Origin of the sequence: Brevundimonas sp. (assembly GCF_041911375.1) — a bacterium.
GTDB lineage: Bacteria > Pseudomonadota > Alphaproteobacteria > Caulobacterales > Caulobacteraceae > Brevundimonas.
This window is the reverse complement of record NZ_JAYRPA010000056.1, coordinates 84498-99062: the sequence shown is the minus strand read 5'-3', so window position 1 is coordinate 99062 and position 14565 is coordinate 84498. Positions and strand designations below refer to the sequence as shown.

Sequence of the window (14565 nt, the reverse complement as noted above, 5' to 3'; positions counted from 1 at the left end):
GGCATACCGGACGCGCGCGGCGGAGGGTCGAGGGGGATACTCGGCCGCACCCGGACGGTCTTCGCAGAGACCGCCGGCCCGCCGCAGGCTTATGGGGTTAGGCGATAAGACCGCCACCACTCGGCGCCCCGAGCTTGCAGGTCAATCATCCGCGCGGAGCGTCGGACTTCGTCGAAACGGTACTCAAAACACAGAACTCCGGGCGAAGACCCGGCGCTCCGCCCAGCCCTCCATCAACTCCGCCCGATACGGCGGGGCGTCGAGTCATGCCCGCTCTAAATGTTCTTGCTTTGTTCACATCGTGTGGCATTCTCCGGTCATGGAAGCCGCGAAGGGAAGAGGCGCGCGTTCGAATGCGACCGGCCGTTACGAATCCAACAGGCAGGAGGGCTTCGACGACGGCTGGACCGGCGACGACGCCGAGGCCCAGCCGCTGCGCACCGTTCTCACGCCCGAGCACGCGCGCACCATCATCGCCCGGAACGACAGTCCGGACATCGGTTTCGACCGCTCCATCAACCCCTACAAGGGCTGCGAACATGGCTGCATCTACTGCTACGCCCGTCCATCCCATGCCTGGATGGGCCTATCCCCGGGCCTGGATTTCGAGAGCCGGATCTTCTTCAAGCCCGAGGCGGCAGGTCTGCTGGAACAGGCCTTCCTCGCCCCACGATACCGCTGCAAGCGCATCCACATAGGCGGCAACACCGACCCCTATCAGCCGGTGGAGCGGACCTTGAACTCCACCCGCTCCATCCTGGAGGTGATGCAGCGGTTCAACCATCCCTTCAGCATCATCACCAAATCGGTGCTGATCGGCCGCGACGCCGACATTCTGGGCCCGATGGGCAAGGCGGGCCTGGCTTCGGCCTTCGTCTCCCTCACCACCCTGGACCGCAAGCTGGCGCGCGCGATGGAGCCGCGCGCCTCCACCCCGGCCAAGCGACTGGAGGCGATCCGGCGCCTCGCCGACGCGGGCTGCCCTGTCGGCGTGGGCTTCGCTCCGGTCATACCGGGCCTGAACGACCACGAACTGGAATCGGTGCTGGAAGCCGCCGCCAAGGCGGGCGCGACCACCGCCATGTACGTCGTCCTGCGCCTGCCGCTCGAGATCAAGGATCTGTTCGCCGAATGGCTGGCCGACGCCCGGCCCGACCGCGCCGCCCGGGTCATGTCCCTGGTCCGCCAGACGCGCGGCGGCCGGGACTACGATCCCGACTGGTCCCAGCGCATGAAGGGAACCGGTCCCGTCGCCGAACTGATCGGGACCCGTTTCAAGGCCGCGATCAAGCGCTACGGCCTGGACGGCCCCCGTCCCCTGCTGGACGAAAGCCGCTTCCGCGTGCCGCCCGACGCCCGGCCCCAGATGGACCTGTTCGACCTGCCGTCCGCCCACCCGGACAAGGTTGCGTAGGGCGCAATCCGTACAATAGGATTGGGCGTTATTGGGGGATTTCGTCATGCTGAAGCCTCTTCTCAGGACCTGCGCCGCACTGGCCCTTGCCGCACCGCTGCTGACGGCCTGCATGACCGCCGACGTTCCCGAGGACGCCTTCTTCTATCCGGAGGCGCGCATCGCGGCCGAGAAGATCGTGCTGGAGCCCGGCGCCGCCATGCCCGCCACGGCCGAGACCCTGTCCCTGCCCTACCCCGGCGGCGCCGTCGCCGCGACCCGCGTGCGCACCGGCCGCGCCGATGCGCCGCTCATCCTTTTCTGCGGCGGCAACATGTTCCGTCGCCCCGTCTACGGCGGCAATGCGGCGCAGAAGCTGGCGCCCTTCGGCGACGTGCTGATGTTCGACTATCCCGGCTATGGCGACACGCCGGGGACCGCCGACTATGCGACCTTCCACGCCGCCGGCGCAGCCGTCGCCGTCTCGGCCCGCGCCCAGGCCGACGCCGAGGGGCGTCGCCTGATCGCCTGGGGTCATTCGCTGGGCGGCCCTGTCTGCGCCGAAGCCGCCCGCGCCGCCCGCGCCGACGCCCTTGTGCTGGAGGCCACGACCCCCTCGGCCAGGGCCGCCGTGAATGACATGATCGGCTGGAAGCGCGTCTTCGTCCGCGTCCGCCTGGCGCCCGCTCTGGCTGCCGTCGACGTGCCTGCGACCCTGGCCGGCTATCCCGGCAAGGTCGTGGTGCTGGAGGCCGGCCGCGACAGCACCCTGCCGCCGGCCCTCAGCCGCACCCTGGCCCGGGACCTCCAGGCGCGCGGCGTCGCCGTCGAACGCCTAGTCTTCCCCCAGGCCGACCATAACGGCATCGGCAGGCAGCCGGACTTCCAGCCCCGCCTTTCCGCCGCCCTGGCCCCCTAGTCGTTGGCGGCGCCGGGGTCGATCGCGTTCGTCACCAGGTCGCGCCAGGTCGGATCGCTGGCGTCCACCAGATCGACGTCGTCCATCAGCGCCACCGCTCCGCCGCCGTCCGGCAGGATCAGGCCCAGCACCTCCATCGCCTCGCCTTCGGCGTTCAGGTGACTTTCGGCCTGCACCGCCACCGCCGCCTGCTCGCCGTCATCGTCCCACCAGATCACCGGCTGGGGCAGGTCCATCGTGATCGGGCGCGGATCGTCGGTGTCGGCCAGGGCGAACACCGCGCGGCGCGCCTGCACGTCGTCCAGCGTGGCGATCGCGCCGGTGAACGGCTTCAGCCGCGTCCAGTCCTCGGCGTCGAACCCGCCGCCGTCCTCTTCAAAGGCCTCGTCCATCATCGCGCCTACCGCCTGAATATTCCGACCAGTTCGACATGCGCCGACCACAGGAACTGGTCCACCGGCGTGACCCGCTCCAGCCGGAAACCGGCGTCGATCAACACCCGGGCGTCGCGGGCGAAGGTCTGTGGATTGCACGAAATCCCCGCCACGACGCCCGCCTTGGTTCCGGCGATCTGCGCCGTCTGCTCGATCGCTCCGGCGCGCGGCGGGTCGAAGACGATCGCATCGCAGCCCTTCAGATCAAAGGGCGTCAGGGGACGGCGGAACAGGTCGCGCGCCTCGGCTGTGATCGCCTTCATGCCCTTGGCCGAACCCACGCCGGCCTTCAGCGCGTCGATCCCGGCCTTGGATGCATCCGCCGCGATCACCGGCGCGACCGTCGCCAATGGAAAGGTGAAGGTCCCGGCCCCGCAGAACAGATCGGCGATCTTCTTGGCGCCCCGCACCGCCTCGACGGCTCGCGACACCATGGCCGCCTCCGCCTCCGGCACGGCCTGCAGGAAGCCGCCCGCCGGAAGGGGCACGGTCGCCGGCCCGAACGCGATCTGCGGCTGGCGCACCATGAGCAGGGTCTCGCCCGCCAGGCTCAACCGCGCCAGATCGGCCCGGTATGCGGCCCCGATGGCCCGCGTCCGTGCGTCTCCAGACAGGCCGCCCGACCGTCGCTCCACCCCGGTCACGTCGACATCCAGGCCGCTCAGCGTCCAGGTCACATGCAGGGTCGGCGCGGATTTCGGATGCTCCAGGAAGGCGTCGGCCAGTTCGGCCAGCGCCGGGATCGCCCGCACGATCCGGGGATCGGCGACCGGACATTCCCGCACCTCGACCAGCCGCCACGACCGGCGCGCCTTGAAGCCCAGGATCGCCCGCCCGTCGGGCCCCCGTCGCGCATGCAGCGCCACCCGCCGCCGGCTCGCCGCCGGCGCGGCCACCGTCGGCTCGATCTCCGTCTCGATCTTCTCTCGGGCCAGCGCCAACCGGACCTGCTCGCGCTTCCACTCCAGATAAGGCCTGTGCGCCCAGTGCTGAAGCGAACAGCCGCCGCAGTCGCCATACTGCGGCGACACCGGCGCGATCCGGTCCGGGCTGGCCTCGACGATCTCGACCGATTCCGCCCTTCCCTCGCGCACCTCGGCGCACACCGTCTCGCCCGGCAGGGTCAGCGGCGCAAAGACCGTGCCCGACGGCGTTTCGGCGATCCCGTCGCCCTGCCCGCCGATGCGGTCGATCCTCAGCCTTTGCATCGGCCGCTTCTAGACGCCGCAGGGCGGTCGGCTCAAGCGGCGCGCGATGGCGGCGCGCGATGAACGAAGATGAACGGCCCGCTCAACGGCCGTTCACCTGACAGGCGTTATGCGTATGAAACGGACCGGACACGGTTAACGTTAAGCCGAAGGCACAACAGGTTTCAGGAGCCCCGCCATGTCCAAGCGTCTATCCGCCCGCGTTTCGCTCGCCGCCCTGGCGGTCGGCGCCGCGGCGCTCGTCCCCGCCGCCGCCTCGGCGCAGGGCTACTACTACGGTCGTCCCTATGACGCCCGATGCGAACAATACCGCGAAGGCCGCACGGGCGCCGGCGCCCTGATCGGCGGCACGGTCGGCGCCGTGGCGGGTTCGCAACTCGCCGCGCGCGGCCGCCGCACCGAAGGCAGCATTCTGGGCGGCGTGCTGGGCGCCGTCGTCGGCGGCGCGGCCGGCCGGTCCAGCGGCGACGACTATTGCCGCGACTATGCGCGCAACGATCGCTACTACGACGAACGTCGCTACGATGACCGATACGCCGACCGTTATGACGATCGGTACGACGCCCGCTACGATCGCCGATACGACGATCGGTATCGCGATGAACGCTATCGGGGCGACCACTACGACCGTCGCGACAGCTACTACAGCGGCGGCTACTACAATCAGGGCGGCTACCGCCCGCAGGCCTACAGCTACAGCTATTCCAGCGGTTACGCCTACAGCCAGCCCAGCTACAGCTACGGGTACAGCTACCGCCCGACGGTCGGCTACTACCCGCCCCAGCAACATCCCTATTATCCGCCGGTCTACACCTACCGCTATTCCTACGGATACTGAGGACACGGATCGCGGCGCCGGTTATTTTCAGCCCCCCTGTCGATCGGCGACGTGACGGGAGCCGCCGGAGGCGAAAGCCTTCGGCGGCCTTCTCATGTCAGGCCGGCGTCCTCAGGCCGAACGCCTGGCCCACAGCAGGAACTCGACATTGCCGTCGCCGCCGGTGATCGGGCTTTCGACCACGGCCCGGACCGTCCAGTCACGCCCTTCCAGCCAGTCTCTGACGCCCTGCACGGCTGCGGCGTGCGCCTCCGGGTCCTTGACCACGCCCTTCTTGCCGACGGCCTTGGGACCGGCCGCCTCGAACTGCGGCTTGACCAGGGTGATCAGGTCAGCGCCGGCCGCCGCCAGGGCCAGGGCGACAGGCAGCACCTTGGACAGGCTGATGAAACTGGCGTCGCAGACGACCAACTGCGGCGGCTCAGGGATCAGTTCCGGCGTCAGGTCGCGGGCGTCGGTGCGCTCCAGCTTCACCACGCGCGGATCGGCGGCGACGGTCGGATGCATCTGGCCGAAGCCGACGTCGACGGCGAAGACGCGGATCGCGCCCCGGTCCAGGCAGACCTCGGTGAAGCCGCCGGTCGAGGCGCCGACGTCCAGAACGGTCCGACCTTCGACGACGACGGGCCACAGATTCAGCGCATGATCCAGCTTCAGCGCGCCGCGCCCGACCCAGCGGTGGGCGGGCTCGGCCTGGATCTCCGCGTCCTCGGCGACCTGTTCGGAAGGCTTGTTGACCACCACGCCGTCGGCCACGACCCGTCCGGCCTCGATGGCGGCGCGCGCCCGCGCCCGGCTGTCGAACAGACCTCGCGCAACCAACAACTGATCCGCGCGCATCATTCCTCCCCCCGGGCGATGAGGCCCCCTCCACCTCTTCACGGTTTCCCTCCCCCCGATGGGGGAGGATCGGCGCCCTCATCCGATCTCGCTCAGACGCGCCAGGGCGGCCTGGAGCTTGGCCTTTCCGGCCTCTGCCTCCGCCAGCTTAGCGCGCTGCTCCTCGACCACCTCCGGCGCCGCGCGGGCGACGAAGTTGGGGTTGCCAAGCTTCTTGTTCACATGGCCGATGTCGCTGTCGAAGGCGGCGATCTCCTTTTCCAGACGCGCCCGTTCGGCCGTCAGGTCGATGATCCCGGCCAGCGACAGCGCGACCGTCGAACCGCCCGAGACAAAGGTCACGGCCCCGCTCGGCGCGGCCTCGGCCGATCCGACCTCGGACACCCGACCCAGCGTCAGGATCAGGTCGCGATGACGGGCGATCCGCTCGGCGGTGACGGCGTCCGGGGCGACGAAGGCCAGCGGCGGCTTGGCCGACGGCGGCACATTCATCTCGGCGCGCAGACCGCGAATCTCGCCGACCAGATCGACCAGCCAGCCGATCTCGGCCTCGGCGGAGGCGTCGATGAAGGCGTCCGGCAGAACCGGCCATTCGGCGCCGATCAGCAGGGTCTCCCGCGCCGGCCCCTCCTTGCCCAGCTCGGCCCACAGCTCCTCGGTGATGAAGGGCATGACTGGGTGCAGCAGCTTCAGCGTCTGGTCCAGGGTCCAGGCGGTCATGGCCCGCGTCTCGGCCTTGGCGGCCTCGTCCGCCCCCTGGAAGACCGGCTTGGCCAGCTCCAGGTACCAGTCGCAGAAGACGTTCCAGACGAACCGGTACAGCGCCCCGGCCGCATCGTCGAACCGCCCGCCCTCGATGGCCTCGGACACGGCGCGCTCGGCCTTGGTCAGCTCGCCGCGGATCCAGCGGTTGATCGTCTGTTCGACCGTCGCGGGATCGAAGCCCTCGACGCGCCGCGCCTCGTTCATCTGGCTGAAGCGGGCCGCGTTCCACAGCTTGGTGCCGAAGTTGCGATAGCCCTCGATCCGCTGCTTCGAAAGCTTGATGTCGCGCGTGCCCGACAGGATGGCCATGGTGAACCGCAGCGGATCGGCGCCCAGTTCGTCGATGATGCCCAGGGGATCGATGACGTTCCCCTTGGACTTCGACATCTTCTGGCCCTTCTCGTCGCGGACCAGGCCGTTGATGATGACGCGCCGGAACGGGACTTCGTCCATGAAGTGCAGGCCCATCATCATCATCCGGGCGACCCAGAAGAAGATGATGTCCGCCGCCGTGACCAGGTCGCTGGTCGGATAGAACCGTTCCAGATCCTCGGTCTTCTCGGGCCAGCCCATGGTCGAGAACGGCCACAGGGCCGAGCTGAACCAGGTGTCCAGCACGTCCTCGTCCTGGGTCAGGGCGACCTCGGAATCATAGTCCGCCATCGCCTGTTCGCGGGCGTCGGCTTCTGTTTCGGCGACATAGATCTCGCCGTTCGGCCCATACCACGCCGGGATGCGGTGACCCCACCACAGCTGGCGCGAAATGCACCAGGGCTCGATGTTCCTCAGCCACTCGAAATAGACCTTCTCGTAGCTCTTCGGCTCGAACACCGTGTCGCCCTGCTCCACCGCCTTCAGCGCGGGCTGGGCCAGGACCTTGGCGTCGACGTACCACTGGTCCGTCAGCCACGGCTCAATGACGACGCCGGAACGGTCGCCGTGCGGCACGACGTGCTTGGTCTTCTCGATCTCGCGCAGCCAGCCCTCTTCTTCAGCACGGGCGACGATGGCCTTGCGCGCGGCGAAGCGGTCGAGGCCTCGCCATTCCGCAGGGATTCGATCAAAGCCAGTTTCGCCAACAACTTCTTCGTCCGCCAGTGCCGTACCGTCCGCGTTAGGAGCCCTGTGCCCCCACGTGAACAGATCAAACTCTGAAGACAGCAAGCGCCCGAAGGCGTCGAAGATGTTGATCATCGGCAAGCCAGCACGCTTGCCGACTTGGTAGTCGTTGAAGTCATGCGCCGGGGTGATCTTCACCGCCCCCGAACCCTTGGTCGGGTCAGCATACTCATCGGCCACAATGGGAGTACGGCGTCCGGTGATCGGCAGGGTCACGGACTTGCCGACCAGCCCCTTGTAGCGGTCGTCTTCGGGATGAACCGCCACGCCCGTGTCGCCCAGCATGGTCTCGGGCCGGGTCGTGGCGACCACGATGAAGTCGCGCGTCTCGAACTCGGTCGCCTTGCCGTCGTCGTCGAAGGCGACCGGGTGCTCATAGGTCACGCCGTCGGCCAGCGGATAGGCGAAATGCCAATAGGCGCCGTCCACCTCGCGCTGCTCGACCTCCAGGTCCGAAATGGCGGTCTGGAAATGCGGGTCCCAGTTCACCAGTCGCTTGTCGCGATAGATCAGGCCTTCCTTGTGCAGTTGCACGAAGACCTTGCGGACGGCGGCGTTCAGCCCCTCGTCCAGGGTGAACCGCTCGCGGGACCAGTCGCACGACGCGCCCAGGCGGCGCAGCTGGCGCACGATGGTCCCGCCGCTCTCGGCCTTCCATTCCCAGACCTTGTCGATAAAGGCGTCGCGGCCCATGTCGCGCCGCCCGACGTTGCCGGCCGCCGCCAGCTGGCGCTCGACCACCATCTGGGTCGCGATGCCGGCGTGGTCGGTGCCCGGCAGCCACAGCACCGCCTTGCCCTTCATCCGGTGATAGCGGGCCAGGATGTCCTGCAGCGTATTGTTCAGCGCGTGGCCGATATGCAGGCTGCCCGTCACGTTCGGCGGCGGGATGACGATCGAATAGGCGCCGGCGGCCGTGTCCTGGCGCGGTGCGAACAGGCCGCTCTCTTCCCACTGGGCGTACAGGCGGGGCTCGGCGGCCTGGGGTTCGAAGGTCTTCTCAAGCATGGTCATTCTTTGTTGCTAAGGCTCCGCGCGCGGCGCGTCGCTGCATGAGCATATCGGAAATGCAGAAAGGCGGCCCCTTCAGGAGCCGCCCCTCGGATTAGTCTGGGCTGAGGCGAAGGGCTAGGCGCTGCGCGCGATGCGTTCGACTTCCTTCTGTACCGCCGCCTGGACGATGCCCGGCAGATTGGCGTCCAGCCAGTCCTTCAGCATCGGGCGCAGCATCTCGGCGACCATGGCCTCGACGGTGTTGCCGCTGACGAAGGGCATGTCGGAACCGGTGGACGGGGCCGCCGCCGGTTTCTTGAACGAGGCGTGCAGCCCCGCGAAGGCCGAGGCGGCGCTGGCGGCGGCGCTTTCGCCGACCAGGGCGTCATAGTCCGGCGCCGGGGCGGGCGCGGCGACCGGCGCTTCGACCGGCGTCGGATGGGGGGCGGCCGGGAACGGCTCTTCCGCCGGATCGACCACGTCCAGATCGCCGATGCTTTCGGTCGGGGCCTCGTAGCGATCGGTCAGTTCCAGCACGTCGTCTTCGGCCGGCGCCTCGGCGACGGGTTCCGGCTCGGGCGCGACCGCGGCCTCGACGACCGTCGGCTCGGGCTCAGGCGCGGCCTCGGGCTCGGGCGCCGCAGCGGCGGGCGCAGCGGGCGTGTCGGCCGGCGCCTCGTCTTCGGAGATGATCCGGCGGATCGACGCCAGGATTTCCTCCATCGTCGGTTCCTGGGCGGATTGGTCGGTCATGACGCACCCTTGGGCGAAGCCTGGGAAGACTCGCCGCGTCCGGCTTCAGGCCGCACGCCGCGAACGATTTCGACGCCGGAGAATTAGATTTTCCGACTCCGTATGGCTTGTCGTCGCATCAACGCCCGTCGGAATCAACGGGCGTTTTGGCGAAGCGGCGCCGGGACGGGGTATTCAGTCCCGCGGCGCGGTGCGAACGATCTCGCCCTTCAGCTGGCCGTCCACAGGGGCGTCGGGCGCGTCGACGGCGGCCACGATCGGCGGAGAAGCCACGCGGTCCAGCGCCTCGACCACGCCATCCCACGGCAGGCCGCCGCGATGCTGGACGCGGTCATAGTTCGACGCGGGGTCGTAGGTCTCGATCGTCGGGTTCAGGTTCGGCCCCTGCAGGCCGCCCATCGCCGCCAGCAGCGAGGCGCGCGCCACGTATTCGGCGGCGCGGGCGTTGGCCAGCGCGGTCTGGGCCGAGCGCAGAGTCACCTCCTGGTTCAACACGTCCAGCGTGGTGCGCAGGCCGACCTGGGCCTCCTGGCGCACGCCCTCGGCGGCGACGCTGGCGGCGCGCACCGCTTCCTCGCCGGCGGCGACGTTGGAGCGGCTGGACAGCACCTGGGCGAAGGCCGAGCTGACGTCCTGCAGCGTGGCGCGACGCTGGCCCTCGACCGAGATCTGGGCGGCGTTGGCCTGCTCGAGAGCCTGGGCCACGCGCGACCGGTTCAGGCCGCCGGTGAACAGCGGCACCGACAGGGTCGCGCCGGCGGTGAAGGTGCGGCGGTCGGCCAGCTCGTCCAGGTTTCCGACATCGGTCGCGGCCCCGCCGTACGAGGCGGTGGCGCGAACGGAGGGCATGTATTCGGCGCGGGCGGCGGCGACCGCGGCCTCGGCGGCCTGCTGGTTGTAGATGGCCGCCAGCACGCCCGGATTGGCGGCCAGGGCGGTCTCCAGCGCCACGTCGAAGTCGGTCGGCGTCTCGGGCAGCGCCGGCGCCGCCTCCAGGTCGGCCGGCGCCTGGCCGACGACGGCGGCGTAGGCGGCGCGCGTGGTCGACAGCTGCGCCTGGGCGCTGGCCAGGTCGGCCTCGGACTGGGCTAGCGAGGCTTCGGCCTGGGCGACGTCGGTGCGGGTCACCTCGCCGACCTCGAAGCGGGCGCTGGTCTCCTCGAGCTGGCGCTGCAGCACCGTCAGATTTTCCTGGCGGATGCGCAGGATCTCCAGATCCCGCGTCACGTTCACATAGGCCTGGATCACCGAAAGCATCACCTGCTGCTCGATGTCGCGAAGGTTCTCACGCCCGGCCAGAACGCCGGCGCGCGCCTGGTCGATGGCGCGGGCGGTGCGGCCTCCGGTCCACAGGTTCTGCGACAGGCTGATCCCGGCGTTGGCCGTGTCGCTCTCCGACGAGGACGAGGTCACCTGCGTGTCCGGCACGCCGTCGCCGTTGGTGTCGACGAACTGGGTCGTGGAAGGAAAGTCGCTGCGCGTGTAGTCGACCCCGGCCGAGGCGCTCAGCGTCGGACGCAGGCCCGAACGCGCCTGCACCACCGTCTCGTCCAGTGCGCGCTGGTTGGCGCGCTGGGCCAGCAGGCTGGGGTTGGTCTGATAGGCCAGGGCGATGGCGTCCTGCAGCGTCTCGGCCCAGGCCGGCGCGCCCAGACCGGTCACGATGGCGACCACAGCGGCCGAAGCCAGCGCACGAGAGCGATTCAGCATTGTCCGTCCTTAGACTGGCGCCCCCGGGAGCGCCGAATGATCCCCAGCGTAACTGCGACCTGAACAAGCCACACGCCAGTTAAGTTTTTTTCACGCTCGGCGGCGGCGATCCCGTCGTCAGACGCCGGGTCAGAGCGCGAAGGTGGGGGCCGGCGTCAGGGCCGCAAGCATCGCGGGCGTGGAATCGAACAGTTCACGACGCGACAGGCCCTCGCGGCCCTTCACGTACAGGGCGGCCTTGCCCACCGCATTGCGGCGCTCGACCACGACCAGCCGGCCGCCGGGACGCAGGGCCGCGCCCCAGGCTTCGGGCGCCGACACCACGCCGCCCTCGCAGACGATCAGATCCCATCCCGCGCCGACAGGCTGGTCCAGCGGCGCGACAGCCGTCTCGACGCCCTCGGCCGCCAGCGCCGGCCCCGCCACGTCGAACACCGCCTGATCGGCCTCCTGCGCGGTGACCTTCAGGCCCATCCGGGCCAGGACCGCCGCGGCGTAGGGCGCCGCGATGGCCAGGGCCGTCTCGCCCTCGTGCGCCTCGGCGGCCTGCAGCAGCTTGGCCACGTCCCGGGCCGGCATCAGCTTGCGGTCGCCGGCGATCTCCACCGACCCGTCCGCATAGGCGGCGAAGGCGCGGTCGGGCGCGCAGAAGGCCTCGCGCGGCGTCGCCAGCATGGCGGCGTGGATGTGGCGATCGGTGACGTCGTTCACGCGGACCTGGGAATCGACCATGGCCTTGCGCGCGGCGGTGAAATCCATCTTGTCAGCCTTCAACGTTTGTCCGGGAGGAATTCTGGCGCGCTTATAGGTCCGTGCGTTGCAGCGGACAATCCGATCTGATAGCGAACGCCCCTCGCGATGACCGCCCCCTGTTCCGACGGGGTTTCCGGCGGCCTGATGGCGGAGTGGTGACGCAGAGGACTGCAAATCCTTGCACCCGGGTTCGATTCCCGGTCAGGCCTCCATCGCGGGACAAAAAGCAGGGCGCGGCCGCATCGGCCGCGCCTTCTTCGTTTCAGGCGCCGGACAGCGCCGGCGTCGTCAGGTGATGCAGGGCGATGGCGCTGGTCGCCGCCACGTTCAGCGAATCGAATCCGCCCGACATGGGGATGCCGACCGGCTGGCAGCGCGCGATGACGGCCGCCGGCAATCCCGGCCCCTCCGAGCCGAACAGCACCGCCACCGGCCCCGAGCGCCGGCACGTCGCCAACGGCTGACGGGCCGAAGGCGTGAAGGCCAGCACCGTCACGCCCGCCGCCGTCAGGTCGTCCACGATCGCCTCCAGGCAGCCGCCGGCCGCCATGGGCGTGCGAAGGACCGCCCCCACCGACACCCGCACGGCCTTGCGATAGAAGGGATCGCAGCACTGCGCGTCCAGAATCACGCCCTTCGCCCCGAACGCCGCGGCGTTGCGAAACAGGCCGCCCATGTTGTCGTGATTGCCTACGCCGCCGGCGACCACCAGGACGTCCGCCTCGCCCACGTCCTTCACCAGGGCCTCCACCGTTTGCGGCTCAGGCTTTTCGCCCAGGGCGAGGATGCCGCGATGCAGCGGAAAGCCGGCGATCCGATCCAGGACCGCCTGACCGGCCGCATAGACCGGCGCATCCGCCGGCCAGCCCGCGATCAGATCGGCCAGGGCCCCCGTCCGCTTGTCCGCCAGCAGCAGGGCGCGGGGCCGACACAGCGAGGCCGCGGAGACCAGCCCCCGCACCACCACCTCCCCCTCGGCCACGAACAGGCCCTGGCGGCCCGTCAGGTCGCGCTCGCGGATGTCGCGAAAGGCGGCGACGCGGGGATCGTCGGGGTCGGTGATGGAGATCGGAAGATTTTGCACATTTTCCCCGTTGCACGACTCGAAGCCCCGCTGCTATAGGCCCGCCTCCCGAGCACGTTCCGCGGTAGCTCAGTGGTAGAGCAGCCGACTGTTAATCGGCTGGTCGTAGGTTCGAATCCTACCCGCGGAGCCACTCGGGGGCTCCAGCATCGTTCTCGTTGGAAGGTTTCCTTCCGAATCGAGTAACCCCCAAAGATCACCCCGAAAAGCCACCTCGCTCGCCTCTGCGAGCGCAGCCCGCAGATGTGTCGAAAGCGGCAGCGCGGGAGGATCGAGACCGATCGCATGGGCAGGCCGAGGCGCGCGAGCGCGCTCTCGCATGCGCCGCCCGACATCCCGGCTTCGGCGCGGCGCCAGTTTCTCATCCACTGGCCCTGCGGCGCGAGGCGGCGACGCTCGTCTTGGACCGCTGACGCAAGGCGCAAGGCGCACCAGCGACTGACCTCAGGCCCGTGTTCTGAGGTCGCGAAGGGCGTCGCGAAGCGTCGTCGCGGTTTCGGCCACGCGATCCCGGGCTTCGGCGAGCCCAGGCGTCAATCCGGCATGCGCGACGCCGCGGCGTAACCGCCCGAGCGCCCGGGGGGCGGCGATCAGGATCAGGTCCTGATAGTCACCCCCGCGGAGAATCTGGACGGCTCGGGCCGCGACGGCGTCGACGAAGTCGTTCTCTCGCCGCTCCTGCGGCGCGGGACCGCCCCCCGTATGGGAAGCGGGACCGAAGCGGTCGTGGATCCGGCCGCGAAACCCGGAGGCCGCGGGCCGGTGATGCGTAAGATCGCCGAGACGTCCGGTGACCTCGATCAGCGCGCCGCCACGGCGGCGCTCCTCGAAAAGGCGGGCGCGCCGCCCGTCGGCGACGAGCAGCAGGCTCGTTCCGGTCAGGGCCACGCCGTGCTCCTTACGCGCTCTTGACCGGAATCCGGACCTTACGGTCCGCGGCCTGGCCGTCCAGCGGAACGGTGACGGTCAGAACCCCCTGATCGAGTCCGGCCTCGATGGCGTCGACCTTCACCCCGGCGGGGAGACGCACCGAGCGGGAGAAGGCGCCGTAGCGGCGCTCCACGATCCGCAGCCCCTTGTCATGGGACTCGGTCGCCGACTTCTTCTCGCCGCTGACGGTCAGAACGTCATCCTGAACCTCGATGCGGACATCGTCCTCGTTCAACCCGGGAAGCTCCACGGTCAGTTCCAGGCCCCCGTCGATCTCGCGCAGGTCCATCCGGGGCGAGGGTCCGAACCGTTCGGTCAGGTCGAACCCTCCGAACTCCCCGAGCATGCGATCGAACTCGCGCTGGAGCGGGGCGAGGAAGGGGGCGACCCCGCGGGTCGGCGATGGAGCGGGGGCAGGCGTCGATGAAGCGGTCATGGCGATCTCCTCTGATTGCGGACGCCGAAAGGCGCGGACGGAGCGAGCCATGAGAGGCGGGAGCCCGCCTTGATCTGCCGCAAGTCGAGCCTGCGGCGACGGCTTTGACGGGCATCAAGGCGTCGATCCGACGTTGATGCGATGAAGGCGAAACCCTCCGGGAGAGTAGAGATGACCGCACGCGCCGCGCCGCAAGGCTTCGACCGCTTCGCGGAGGCCGTGGACGCCGGACCGCGGCGGCCGATCGTCGACCTCGCGAAGCCGGAGGTTGGCCGTCTGCGCGGCGCTGTCGAACGGTTGTGACGCGTGGACCATCATGTCTCCCCTGCCCGGCGGCCCGGCCTCCGTCGCAACGGATGCCGGGCCCGAGCCGGCTCGCATCCGGTTCTG

The 14565-nt window shown here is 69.5% G+C and carries 14 protein-coding genes and 2 tRNA genes; 6 read left to right on the top strand and 10 right to left on the bottom strand.

Going from position 1 to position 14565, the window contains the following annotated elements:
- Positions 1-319 precede the first annotated feature (319 nt).
- Together ACE3PU_RS10475 and ACE3PU_RS10470 are read left to right on the top strand one after the other, a co-directional pair.
- Positions 320-1414, top strand: coding sequence for a PA0069 family radical SAM protein (locus tag ACE3PU_RS10475; RefSeq protein ID WP_374389443.1), 1095 nt, complete (start codon positions 320-322; stop codon positions 1412-1414).
- A gap of 46 nt (positions 1415-1460) precedes the next feature.
- The gene (locus tag ACE3PU_RS10470) at positions 1461-2312 is read left to right on the top strand and encodes an alpha/beta hydrolase (RefSeq protein WP_374389441.1); all 852 of its coding nucleotides are present in this window, start codon (positions 1461-1463) and stop codon (positions 2310-2312) included.
- On the opposite strand, the gene ACE3PU_RS10465 is transcribed toward ACE3PU_RS10470, so the two are convergent.
- Both ACE3PU_RS10465 and ACE3PU_RS10460 read right to left on the bottom strand, forming a co-directional pair.
- Positions 2309-2704 (bottom strand): hypothetical protein, encoded by a 396-nt coding sequence (locus ACE3PU_RS10465; protein WP_374389439.1) that lies wholly within the window; start codon positions 2702-2704, stop codon positions 2309-2311. The two genes, ACE3PU_RS10470 and ACE3PU_RS10465, sit on opposite strands and share 4 nt — an antisense overlap.
- Before the next feature lie 8 nt (positions 2705-2712).
- A complete protein-coding gene (locus ACE3PU_RS10460; protein WP_374389437.1) occupies positions 2713-3954 on the bottom strand; it encodes a class I SAM-dependent RNA methyltransferase in 1242 nt (413 codons plus the stop codon).
- A 178-nt stretch (positions 3955-4132) separates the two neighbouring features.
- Between ACE3PU_RS10460 and ACE3PU_RS10455 the strand changes: the two genes are divergently transcribed.
- Positions 4133-4792: a glycine zipper 2TM domain-containing protein gene (locus tag ACE3PU_RS10455; protein WP_374389435.1), complete on the top strand. Its 660-nt coding sequence runs from the start codon at positions 4133-4135 to the stop codon at positions 4790-4792.
- Between the two features lie 111 nt (positions 4793-4903).
- Here ACE3PU_RS10455 and ACE3PU_RS10450 read toward each other — a convergent pair whose 3' ends face one another.
- From ACE3PU_RS10450 to ACE3PU_RS10430, 5 genes are all read right to left on the bottom strand, one after another.
- The gene (locus ACE3PU_RS10450; RefSeq protein WP_374389433.1) at positions 4904-5632 is read right to left on the bottom strand and encodes a TlyA family RNA methyltransferase; all 729 of its coding nucleotides are present in this window, start codon (positions 5630-5632) and stop codon (positions 4904-4906) included.
- A 78-nt stretch (positions 5633-5710) separates the two neighbouring features.
- The gene (locus ACE3PU_RS10445; protein ID WP_374389453.1) at positions 5711-8524 is read right to left on the bottom strand and encodes a valine--tRNA ligase; all 2814 of its coding nucleotides are present in this window, start codon (positions 8522-8524) and stop codon (positions 5711-5713) included.
- Between the two features lie 120 nt (positions 8525-8644).
- Complete coding sequence (locus tag ACE3PU_RS10440) at positions 8645-9262, bottom strand: DUF2497 domain-containing protein (RefSeq protein ID WP_374389431.1); 618 nt, start codon at positions 9260-9262, stop codon at positions 8645-8647.
- 174 nt (positions 9263-9436) lie between these two features.
- Complete coding sequence (locus tag ACE3PU_RS10435) at positions 9437-10972, bottom strand: TolC family outer membrane protein (RefSeq protein ID WP_374389428.1); 1536 nt, start codon at positions 10970-10972, stop codon at positions 9437-9439.
- Between the two features lie 129 nt (positions 10973-11101).
- Positions 11102-11746 carry a protein-L-isoaspartate O-methyltransferase gene (locus ACE3PU_RS10430; RefSeq protein WP_374389426.1) on the bottom strand — a complete coding sequence of 215 codons (645 nt, stop codon included), beginning with the start codon at positions 11744-11746 and terminating at the stop codon, positions 11102-11104.
- Positions 11747-11863: 117 nt separating this feature from the next.
- Between ACE3PU_RS10430 and ACE3PU_RS10425 the strand changes: the two genes are divergently transcribed.
- Positions 11864-11937: transfer RNA gene (locus ACE3PU_RS10425), tRNA-Cys, on the top strand.
- A gap of 50 nt (positions 11938-11987) precedes the next feature.
- Here the strand turns inward: ACE3PU_RS10425 and ACE3PU_RS10420 are convergent.
- A complete protein-coding gene (locus ACE3PU_RS10420; protein ID WP_374389424.1) occupies positions 11988-12809 on the bottom strand; it encodes a TrmH family RNA methyltransferase in 822 nt (273 codons plus the stop codon).
- 58 nt (positions 12810-12867) lie between these two features.
- Between ACE3PU_RS10420 and ACE3PU_RS10415 the strand changes: the two genes are divergently transcribed.
- A tRNA-Asn gene (locus ACE3PU_RS10415) sits at positions 12868-12942 on the top strand.
- Between the two features lie 311 nt (positions 12943-13253).
- Here the strand turns inward: ACE3PU_RS10415 and ACE3PU_RS10410 are convergent.
- Both ACE3PU_RS10410 and ACE3PU_RS10405 read right to left on the bottom strand, forming a co-directional pair.
- Positions 13254-13697, bottom strand: a complete 444-nt coding sequence (locus ACE3PU_RS10410; protein ID WP_374389422.1) for a host attachment protein — start codon at positions 13695-13697, stop codon at positions 13254-13256.
- 10 nt (positions 13698-13707) lie between these two features.
- Complete coding sequence (locus tag ACE3PU_RS10405; RefSeq protein WP_374389420.1) at positions 13708-14175, bottom strand: Hsp20/alpha crystallin family protein; 468 nt, start codon at positions 14173-14175, stop codon at positions 13708-13710.
- A gap of 171 nt (positions 14176-14346) precedes the next feature.
- On the opposite strand from ACE3PU_RS10405, the gene ACE3PU_RS10400 reads away from it, so the two are divergent.
- A complete protein-coding gene (locus tag ACE3PU_RS10400; RefSeq protein WP_374389418.1) occupies positions 14347-14478 on the top strand; it encodes a hypothetical protein in 132 nt (43 codons plus the stop codon).
- The last annotated feature ends 87 nt before the right edge of the window (positions 14479-14565 follow it).